The organism is Geomonas sp. Red276, assembly GCF_054784495.1.
Genome location: NZ_BLXW01000062.1, coordinates 1 through 10,856, shown reverse-complemented (window position 1 = coordinate 10,856; position 10,856 = coordinate 1). Strand labels below are relative to the sequence as shown.

At 59.0% G+C, this 10,856-nt stretch carries 2 protein-coding genes and 2 pseudogenes; 1 reads left to right on the top strand and 3 read right to left on the bottom strand.

Annotation, left to right across the window (positions count from 1 at the left end; all coding sequences use genetic code 11):
• Positions 1-122: pseudogene (locus ACYVL5_RS23020) on the top strand (IS1595 family transposase); the annotation flags it as partial.
• A 91-nt stretch (positions 123-213) separates the two neighbouring features.
• Here the strand turns inward: ACYVL5_RS23020 and ACYVL5_RS23015 are convergent.
• The 3 genes and pseudogenes from ACYVL5_RS23015 to ACYVL5_RS23005 all read right to left on the bottom strand — a co-directional run.
• Positions 214-663 (bottom strand): hypothetical protein, encoded by a 450-nt coding sequence (locus tag ACYVL5_RS23015; RefSeq protein ID WP_460597888.1) that lies wholly within the window; start codon positions 661-663, stop codon positions 214-216.
• 277 nt (positions 664-940) lie between these two features.
• Positions 941-10,564 carry a CARDB domain-containing protein gene (locus tag ACYVL5_RS23010; RefSeq protein WP_460597887.1) on the bottom strand — a complete coding sequence of 3,208 codons (9,624 nt, stop codon included), beginning with the start codon at positions 10,562-10,564 and terminating at the stop codon, positions 941-943.
• Between the two features lie 170 nt (positions 10,565-10,734).
• Positions 10,735-10,856, bottom strand: a pseudogene (locus ACYVL5_RS23005) (IS30 family transposase); the annotation flags it as partial.

Here is a 10,856-nt window from a genome sequence, read left to right as displayed (position 1 = left end):
ATCAGTACCGCTTTAACCGTCGTTTCGATCTTGCTGCTATGCTTCCCCGCCTCGCTGCTGCCGCTGCCCGGACTGGCAGCCGACCAGAGCGGTGGTTACGCCTAGCGGAAGATTGGCGCTAATCAGGAAGCCTTTTGCCTTATCCGCGTTGATCCGCTCAATCCGCGTCATCCGCGTTCTATTGCTCTGTGGGTTGACTCTCCCGGGTGGCAGCTACCGCTGGATAGGGGCTTCGAAACTCTGGAAGCCGCGGAGATCTCCCCCCCCCTCGTCGTTGCCCCCTTCCTCGCCGGTGTACTTATAGGTGAACCTGAGCCTGTTAGCGTACGCGCTCCTCGGGAGGCGGACACTGAACGGCGCCGACTCGTCCTGCATCACCGTCCTCGGGATGATGAACGACACCTGCCGGGAAAGCACCTTCCCTGCAGGATCGAGCGTTTCCACCCACACCTCGATATCCGTCATCTCGTAAAAGCGGAGGTTCTTGATAGCACCGTCGACAATCAGGTCGTTTGGTGTTTTCTTGACCTCCCATCCCAAGGCCGCATCGAACTGGCTGTAGTGTTCGGGATAATCAATCACCTGCCTTTGCGCCACCCGGTTGGCGGCACAACCTGACAACAGGAAGAGCATGGCCATTAAAACCGCCAGAAACTTGTGCATATGAGTACCCCCCTCTGCCTTCTCTTAATAATTTTACGCCCCGCAGAAGGTGTTAGCAATTTCTTCAAGTAGTTACCCCCAGTGGTCCTAGCCTCACATGCTTAACGGCGGTAAACGACGCTCCTCCCCCCATACCAATTCAGACCAAATCATAAAAAAAGAAGGCCCCTCAATACGGGGGCCTTCCAGGTACCACAATTCATTGCCGAGCTATCTTCTTTTAGTCGACGAAGGGCTCCAATTGCAACCGACGCCTTCGGGCTGTCGGTGCTACCCGCTACTTCGACTGGTCGTGCGGCACGGTTACCGTGGTGGCTCTGGTGGTGACAGTGCCGGCCTTATCCTTTACGACCGCCGTGATCGTATAAACCCTGCCATTGGCGTCAGTTCCGTTTCTCCAGGCCTCCAGCATCACGGTATCCCCGAACTTGAGATTATTGTAAGCGTACTTCCCGTACTCATCGGTAACCGAGATAGTCACCGACTGCAGGTCGCAGCCGTGCGGGACTGCCTCCCCCACCAGTTTTACCGGGACCATTTTGTGGTCCGGCGGCCAGAGAAGTTTCGGTGTCGCGGAAATGGAAACGTCCGGCGCCGTGTTGACCAAGGTGACCACCACCGATGCGCTGGTGACGTTCCCGGCGACATCGGTAGCGGCCGCGGTGATGGTGTTGTCTCCAAGGGCCAGACCGCTCACTGTACTCTCCCAGGTGGTCGAGGTGGGATAGGTTACCGCACCGGTTGTGGCAGTCGCCGACGACACCGTCACCATGGTCCCCTCCTCCCGTGTCCCTGAGATGGACTGATTGGACTGAGTGGTCGGGGTCACCACCGGAGCGATGCTGAGAGCCGGGGGAGTAATGTCGTAGATGACGTTGCGAACCACCGTCGTCTGGGTGCCGACCTCGTTGGTCGCGGTTACCGTTATGGCGTGGCTTGTTTCGACGGACATATTCACTACCTGCTCGAACCATCCGTTGACGAGGGCTGGTGTGTAGGTCTGGCCGTCCATCGTAACGGTGACCCCGACGGCGGTCAGAGGATCGCTGGCATTGCCCCGGATTTTAATGGCGCTCTGGTTGGTCCGGACATCCTGTCCTGGCTCTGTTACCGACAGAGAAGGAGCCTGATCGTCGAAGATCACGGTTCTTTTCTGGCTGCTGGCGTTGCCGGCGAGGTCCGTCGCCGTGATCGTGATGGTGTTCAAGCCGGGATTCAGTCCGGCAGTTGCGGTGAACTGCAGGCCAGCCATCGAGGCTGTTTGCGCTACGCCGTTGGCCATTATTTGAACCGAGGCGCTTTCCTCCACGCTACCGTTGACGTCGATGACCCTGCTTGCCGTCTTGCTGTTATCGGCCGGAGTTGTGATGCTCAACACCGGCGCATCTTGGTCAAGGGTAATTGTACGGGTGTCGGTGACCGAGTTACCCGCCAAGTCGCTGGCCACGGTGCTGATCGCGTTTTCCCCCTTAAGGAGGGTGAGTGCGAAGCTGAAGCCGCCGTCCGGGCTGACGGATACGGCGTTGCCGTTGATGGTGACCCCCTTCAGCCCCAGCAGATCGAAGGCATTGCCCGCGATGTTGAGGGTGTCGTTATTGGTGTAGCTCCCGTCACCCAAGGTTGAGACGGTGAGGACCGGCGGCGTGAGGTCGACGGTGAAGGCCACAGGAATGGGAATGCTAATATTTCCGGCTCGGTCCACGCCCCTCACCCGCACGGTGTGGGTCCCGCTGTCGCTGGAACTCGGCTGCCAGACCACTGCATAGCTGCCCTTGGCAACGTCCTCGGCGGTAAGGGGGTTCCATCCCCCTGCGTCTACTTGGTATTCCACCCTGTCCACGCCGGATGCGTCGTCGGTCGCCAGGGCCGCGATACGGACCGAAGAGTTGAGGAACTGTCCGGCCACAGGCGACTGGACCGTCACCACCGGCGGCGTGCCGTCCTTAACCACGAACGAGCCACCCGCCAACTCTACCTGCCGGTCTTGAGCCAAGTACTGCAAGGTCACCTGGTAGTTTTTCAGTTCCAGCCCGTCCGTTGGGAAGGAAAGTTGTCCCGACTGGCTTCCCTTCACCGGCAGGTTCACCGGCTGTTCGGCGGAGGACTTCACCGCGCCGCTTTGCGCGTCGACCACCTGCACCCGGACCGACCCGGCAGTATCGATATTGCCGCTGTTGGAAACCGCGAAGGTGACATTGATGGGCGCCCCTTGGCTCACCTCTGAGGCGTTAAGGGTAGCCGCCCCGGTCACCGCGAAAGTAGGCTCGACGTTGAAGCTTGCGGAGCTGGTCAAGAGGACCGATCCTCCGCCCAATAGAGTGGCCGTTACGGTATAGGTCCCTGGTTGGCTCACCGCGGTGTTCCAAGCGGTGGTGTCGGTGGCCTGGCTACTGGAGTTGAGTGTGGCAATAGCGCTTTCCTTAAAAACCGTCGTTCCTCCCAGGCTATCGGCCACGGTCACTTGGAGGAGGAGGTCCTGATACAGCGAGGAGCTGAGATTGGCATAGCTGGCGGCAATTGCCACGTCGGTGTTGGCCTTGAAGCTTGTGCCGCCTGCGGAGACCGAGAGGCCCAGCTTCGGCACCGTTCCGGCGGTGACGATAGTGTTGTTGGCCTTGCTGTATTCGGAAATGGTGTTGCCTGGATCAACCTTCGCCCACAGGGTATAGTCCCCAGCCTTGCCCAAGACATTCCAGGCGTAACCGATGTCGACGCTTGCTCCCGCCTCCACAGCCGGCACGGCCAGGGTGGCAAAGGGAGCCACACCCAATGCCGGGTCGCTGTCATAAAGAGTGACAGTAGTGGCACCAGACGCGCTCTTCCCAATATTAGACACCGTGGCGGTAAGCATCAGCGAGCTTCCCTTGACTGCGCCACTGCCAAGCCGGACGACAAGATCCGGAAGATTACTGCCGAAGCTGAAGGTGACTGTCTTGCTCGAAGTGAGGCCTCCGGCGGTGAGGGTGACCTTGAGACTGTGCATCCCCGGCGTCAACATTTCAGGTTGGATCGTGAAGCTGTAACTGGTGAAGCCGGTGAACGTCACCGTGTCGGTCTTGACGCTGGCACCGTCAAGGAAGCATTCGATCCCCGCCTGAGTGTTGCCGTAGAGATCGACTTTGGCGGACACCGGGACGGTGATCGAGGGGTAATCGGTCTTGTCGGTGGAGAGGCCAAGAAGGGCGGCTTGGCCGATGTCGAAGGCCTTTGCGCCGGAGGCGAGCAGCAGGTCTCCCTGGTAGATGCCGTAGACCAGCTTGTGAATTCCCATCGAGGCCGTAGCCAGCGCCGCCTGCTGGTTCGCGAGCACCGGAGCCGCCGCGGTCAGCGTGACGTCGCCGCTTCCGGCATCGGTGTAGTTATTGTCGGGATCGACCACCCAGGTTTTGATGGTGGCCGGCAGATCGAGGTTGCTCTCGATGTTCAAAGAGAGGCCCATGGTGTCGCTCGCCGCGTAGGTCGCTCTGTCGAGGAGAGCCTCCTTGACCTTGACCTGGATCCCCGCTACGTCGAACGGGGTGGAGCCACTGATGGTCGATCCGGCCGGGTCGGTGAGGCTGTAGGAGACCGTGTAGGTGCCGGCGGTCATGGCTGCCGGCAGCGGGAAATTCACCGTCTGGGAGCCATTGAAGGCAAACGGATCCATGGGATCAGTCGGACCAGTAAGGGTCATGGTGCCGGTTGCGGTGCCGGACATGGACACCGTCACCGTGTCCCCGGGATTGTACACCTGCTTGTCGGTCGTGACCGTCAGAACTCCGTTAGCCTTGTAGATGTACACCGAGTTGAGATGGATGGAGCGCCCTGACGGGTAGTAGATGCCGTAGAAGAGCTTCTCGCCGGTGATCTGGGTCAACGGCACGGAGAATGTGAGGGCCTGGGTTCCGTTCAGGGTAAAGTTCCGCTGGTCCTGGTACCCGTTGTAGTTGGCCCTGGCTAGCAAGCTGACGGCGCCACCTCCGACTTGGTCGATGATGACGGTCAGGTTGGCCGTGTCTCCGGTATTGTAGGTGTCCCTGTCGAGCTTGGCGGTCACGGAGAGGGTGATGCCGGAAAGGTGATAGAGGATGGCTCCCTGCTTGATGGTGGCTCCACCGGAGGAGAGCCGGTAGCTGGCGCTATAGTCCTTCTCCTCCAGGTCGGCCGCGGTGGTGAAGGTAAACGAGATTTCCTTTTCCTCGCCCGGCTTCAGCCAAGCCGTCCGAGTCGAGTCGATGAGATCGTCAGCCTTGAAGGAGAGGTCGAAGGGCCCTTCCTGGGTCCCGCTGTTTTTGACTTTGAAGGTCATGGTTGCGCTGCCCCCTGCCGCCACCGTCTGATACTGGGGCAGTTGGGTGATGTCGAAGATGGCCGGTTGCAGCGTGAAAGGAGCAGTCTGCACCGCGAGTTGCTGGTTGGCGGTGTCGAGAATCTCGGCCTTGATGATAAAGGGGGCCGGTTGGAGCGCAGCCAGGTTGATAGCGAAGGAAAGAGGCGTGGCGACCGACACCTGAGCGAACGGCAGAGAGACCTCCTGCGCGCTGCTCCACACTACCGTTCCGTTTCCGTCCACCAGGGAGACCCTCGCTACACCGACGATGGGGTTGAACCCCAGATTGTTGAGGGACACGGTCACCGGAAGCAGGCTCCCCGTCTGACCGCCAATGGCCATCGAGAAGCTGACTTTCGTCGCTTTTCTCACCTCGAAGCTCGTGGACGAAGTTGCCGCAGGCAGAGAAGAGGATGCGGTCAGTTGATAGCTTCCCTCGGTAAGCGAATAGTTAATCGTGTCGGTGCTGCTGGTTCCCTGGGGAGTGAAATACCCCCTGGACTGCTGGCCGACTAAGGTTCCGCCCTGTAGCAGTTGATAGGAGACGGTTGAGTTGCTGTCAATCAGGCCGCTGTTGTTCACCGTTGCGGCGATCCCCACCGCGCCTTCGGCGTAAATGGACTGGGAAGCGAGTGTGATGCTTCCCGCGACCCCATACCTGACGGACTTGGTGATTGTCTGGTTGAGATCCCCGGTGAAGGTGAAGTTGTACGAAGAGTCGGCAGCTATCTGTTGGGCGTACTGCTGAACCAGTTGTTGACCAGCCGGTACCGTTAGCGTCTCGGTTTTCGCGGTAATCGACGGAGTCGACAACACGGTCGCATCCGTCTTCCCGTCATTTCTTAATTGGAGGGTAATGGTGAACGGATCGCTGCCGGTAACCGCGGGAGCAGTCACGGTGGCCGTCACTAGCGGGGACGATACCTCGAATTGGTCGGTGGTCTTGGCGAGTGTGGTGGTACCCTGGGCGACGGTACCGCTCAGGGCAACCGTCCCGGTCGCACCGGCGGCCATAGTCGCGGTGTAGGGATGGCTCCCGCCCGCCGGGATGCTGAAGGTTTCCGAGTAGATGGTCTGCTGGGGCCCGCCCGCCACACCTCCCTGGAGGGAGAAGACGAGGTTCGAGGCTGTCACCGCCGAGATATTTCTTACCTCTCCTGAAATGGTGGCCGTCTCGCCGGGTTTATACACCCTCTTGTCCGGCAGGATGCTCAAAGAGGTGTTGCCCTGGGCAACCTGGAATGGGTATTCATAACTGGCCACGGTCTGGCCCGTCCCTGAAGTAACGGTACCTTGGAGGTAGTATTTTCCCGCGTTCGCCAGGGTGCCGATCGTGCTCATCAGATTGGATACGCCCCCCGGTGCGAGATTGAGTGGAACGTCCGTTTGCCAGAGAACGTCACCCTGGCTGCTTGCGTAAGTCACTGTCACGTCCTGGAGAAGCGGAGTAACCGAGGAGTTGGTCGTGGCAAGGGTCGCTTCGAGCTCTATCCAACGCGCTTTTGGGCTGGTGATGGGGGAACCGCTCGTGAGGTAATCACTCCAGGTGGAGTTGGCGAGATCGGCCTGCGTTGCCGCGGTGCGGGTGCGGAACTTAACGGAAGTACCTATTGGCTCCGTCGACGTCCAGGCGAGAGTTTGCCAGTTGCTGGTCTGACCGGCATCCTGGACCAGGCGGAGGGTTCCCTGACCGGCATAGTTGTAACCACTGGCGGATTTGAAGTTGTTCCAGTCAGTTTCCGCCGCCGGCATGTTGGGGGCACTGTTGGAGACGCCCATTTCGACGTAAGAGGCGGTTGTCCAGACACCGTTCCAGGAATATCCGCTTGTGCTTCCGTTCCATTCCCACCGGTTCAGAGAGTTATTCCAATACCAGACGGTAATTGCCGAGGCGACTCTCTTGATACGGAAGCGGCCGGCGGTATCGCCAGTAGGAACCGGGCTACTCAAGGAATCCCAACTCGAGCCGTTATAGTGGCCGGTCTGATAAATGTGGCCAACACCATTGACATAGGCACGCTTTATCTGCAGCGCGTTGCCTACTACATTGTTGTCAGAGGCGGTGTTCTGGTCGGTATCACCAACCATTAGGACGGAATCCCACTCCGCTGAGGACGGGGCAACCGTCGCCCAGTCCACCGAGATATCGAAGTCCCCGTTGAGCGGGAACCTCCCTGCCAAGTTGGAGTAGGACACGGTACCAGCGGCAGGGTCCTTGGTTACCGCGGTGCCGTTACTCTCGTTATTAATTGCACTACCTGAGCTGCGCACGGACCAGCGGTCGGTGTTGAGTACCCCATCGTCAAAGTTGTCGTTGGTTCTCAGTAAGCGCACCGCATCGGTAGTCTCGTTGACAGTCACCACACGCCCGGAGTTTATGATGAAATTGTCGAAATTTGAGTGTGCGGCGCAGTTCTTTCCCCGCCAGACATTGAGCTCGAACCCTGCGTTCGCAGTATAAGCCGAATTGGTCGATGACAGGATGGGGGTCCAACTAGTGCCGGTCCAACCATAACCGGTAAGGGTGCTTCCTGTCCGTGTGATGCGGAGTTTACCGGATTGCTGATAGTTGCCATTCCAGCGCCATGCGTACCACCCTCCGTTTATGAGAGCCCCCGACTCCTGCATGTTCGCGGGGGTGTTCTTCATATAGAACCAGAACGGCCCTCCATAGGCATCCAGTTCCGCCCCCTCTGAACTACATCCGATGTTGTTGTCAAAATCAACTTGGACGTCGAAATCTCCTGCCAGCGACCAACTCGTACTGCCAAAGCCGGAGTCGTTGGTTGTGCTATCGACATACATTTTGCCGTTTTGGGGTACTACGGTCCCCCATGTATTCCATCTCGTGGGGTCAAGCCCGGCCTCAAAGTCGTCGTTGCCGATCATGGAATCATTGGTGCCGTAGGTGTCGACTTGGTTGCGAACAGCTTGTTGGAAATCGGCCTGAGACGTCCATGTTTTCTGCTTCTGGATTCCAGTGGCAGTCGACACTTGAAGATGAAGGTTTCCATTCTGGAGACTTGTACCGCTGTTGGTAACGGAACTGGTGGCTGAGATGGTTTCCGTGGACAGATAGCTGCCTTTTGCCGTCTGTGAGACGAGGCTTGCCTTAACCCCTGTTACAACCAGGCTTTTTTGCACCAGGTCGGATTTACCCGTCTTTGTGTCGCTGTAGCTGACTGTCAGGGAATAGTTGCCATCGGTCGTGCCAGCCGGCAGAGGCAGAGCAAGATTCAACGAGCCGTTGGCAGCGACTGTTTCAGTCATGGTCTTGTCCGCTATCAGGGCGGATTTCGCGTCATAGAGACTTATCCTGTACTGCGCCTGGGTATCGACGCCCCCTCTGTTGATGAGCGACGGGGCAAGTACGTCCCCGGCGGTATACCCGGTTTGGTTCAGGGACAGGGCCAGAGATGACTGGGGAAGCGTGTAGACAAAACTCTTACTGAGAGACGAGCCACTTGGAAGGGTGAGTGTGACCGTAAGATTGTGCTGGCCTGGCCCCATGGTGGTGGGGAGAGTGACGGCCTCCTGAAAGGAAAGGCTCTGCCCGGCGGCGAGGCTCATCGTTCTTGTGTCGCTGAATCCGGCGTCAGGCGCCGAGACGCTGACGCTGAGCCCGTCGATGGTGAATTTACCGGTGTTAGTGAGTGCGATGGTAGGATTGGCAGTGCCCCTGATCCAGTAGGAGGTTCTATCGAAAGTGACTGTCGTGGTTATGGCATTGGGGACAGAAACCGTAACGGGCTTCCCCGCCCTGGTCTCGTCGCTCTGGGTAAAAGAGAGGCTGTAGGTGCCGAACTTAAGGGGTGGCAGGCTGACCGGAAGGGCGAGTGAGGTCATCTGTCCGGCGGCCAAAGCGAAAGACCAAGAGTTGGAGGCGATGCCGGCGCCATCCGGATCGGTAAGACTGGCGCTGAGGGTCCCGGCTGATACCGCAAACTTGCCTGAGTTGGTGAGGTTGAGGGCGATATTCGTTGCACCAGGGATCAAAGCAGCCGACAGATCGGGGCTTACCGCTATCCGGCTCATGGGGACTTCGAAGGCCGCAGAGTTCCCGCCAATCTTGTTGCCGAAACTGTCAAAGGCTTCAGCCGATATTGTGTACGCGCCCGCCTGCGTGCGGGGGGGGAGCGCGAAACCGAGGTTTTGGCTGCTCGTCCCGTTAGCAGACAGGCTGACGGAAAGGGAATTGGTAAACACAGCGACGTTCATCGGGTCAGCGACCCTTAGTTGAACGTTTACCGTCGAAGAGGCGTTCTGCTTGTTCTGGAGGGTGAGCGCGAGATTAACGTTGTCACCGGCGGTATAGTCCGCCTTATCTGGTGTGGCCGTGACGGTGATTGCCGGAGTGAACACATAGAAGCCGCGCGAAGAGTCACCCACCTGCTGGCCGTTCTCATCGTAGAAGTAGGCCCAGAGCCGATCATAGCTCGCCCGGGCGTTGTTGAGGATGTGGGTGAAGTTGGCCGAACTCCTGGGAGATATGGTGAGGGTCTGGATGAGATTGACGTTCCTTCGGTACCAGTCCCCGCCGTACTGGTCCTCCCCTGTCTCCCACGAATGGTGGGGGAAGAAGTATTTGGCGGTGATCGTCCTCTCGCTGTCCGTGTTGTTGTACATGGTCACGGTGAAGGAGGCGCTCGCCCCGCGCGGGTACTGCTCACTGTCGGAGTTGACCGCGAAGTTGAAGTCCAGGCTCTTTTGCAGATTGGTGGGCGGGTTGCTGACGACGAAGCGTCCGGAGTCCGTTTCCGCCTGGGGCTGCACGATGTTGCCGCCGGCGTCCAGCAGCAAGTAGTCGACGTGGTAGATCCCCAAAGCGGAATCCGCAGCCATGACAAAGCTCTGAGTGATGGTAGCCGAGCCCCCAGCCGGCACCGCCAGCGCCACGTCCTGAGAGCTCAACAGCACGCTGCGGTCGGGATTGTAGAGTTGGAGCCTGACGGTGGCGGCGTCGCCTGCTGCACTGTTGGTGACGGTGACGGGGACAGTGATCTGGTTGCCCGGCTTTATCTCCGGCAGCATGGCGGGTTTCTTCGCCCAGGTGAGCATGTCGCGAACAATGGCCAGTTCGTTCGTGGTGGCCTGCGAGTGGGCATACCCCCAATCGGTGTAGAGCGAGCTGACGATGACCTGTCCCTGACCGTACGGGTACATGAGCATAGCGGGCTGGCTGTTGACCGAGCGTCTCAGCAGGATGGTCGAGTTGGCCGGGTAGGAGGCGAAGTAGCCATCGACCCCGGCCGAGACCGTAGGATCGCTGACCGAGGCAAGAATCTGGTGGTAAGTGTCGACGTAGGTACCGTTCCAAAGGCAGCTTTGGTCCTCAGTCCAACCATACGCCGCGATAGTTTTACCGTCCGGGGTGGGAACCACAGAGAAGTCGTAGCCATGTTGCTGGGCGAAAACGATCAGTGTCCCCCCCTGCTTGACGAACTCGTTCAAGGTCGCCTTGAAAAAGCTGGAATTCTCGTAGCCGTAAAGCCCCCCCGAAGGAATCACCAGCACCGGCGTCGCCCCGATCAACTGCAGCGCCGACGAGGCAGCATCGGTCTTCACTTCCACCTTTTTAAACGCTTCGATCACGCTGGATAATTCCTTAGCGTAACCGTTCTGGAACGCCACAGCGTTTGGGTCAGAAGCGAGCGGCGGTACCCCGTCCCGAAAAAATCCGCCATCTACGGCGTAGGTGTCATCGGGGTGGTCGCCCCCAGGCGAGGGCGAGTTTGCGACGGGCGGCGGTAAGGTGTGTCAATTCAAGTTGCAAATGCACCAGCGAGGGCAGTAGCAAAGACCTCAGCGGGCGTCCGGTAGTCTAAACACTTGCGGGGGCGGTTATTTAGCCGATCGACTGCCTTCTGTACCGCCTCTTCTTTGA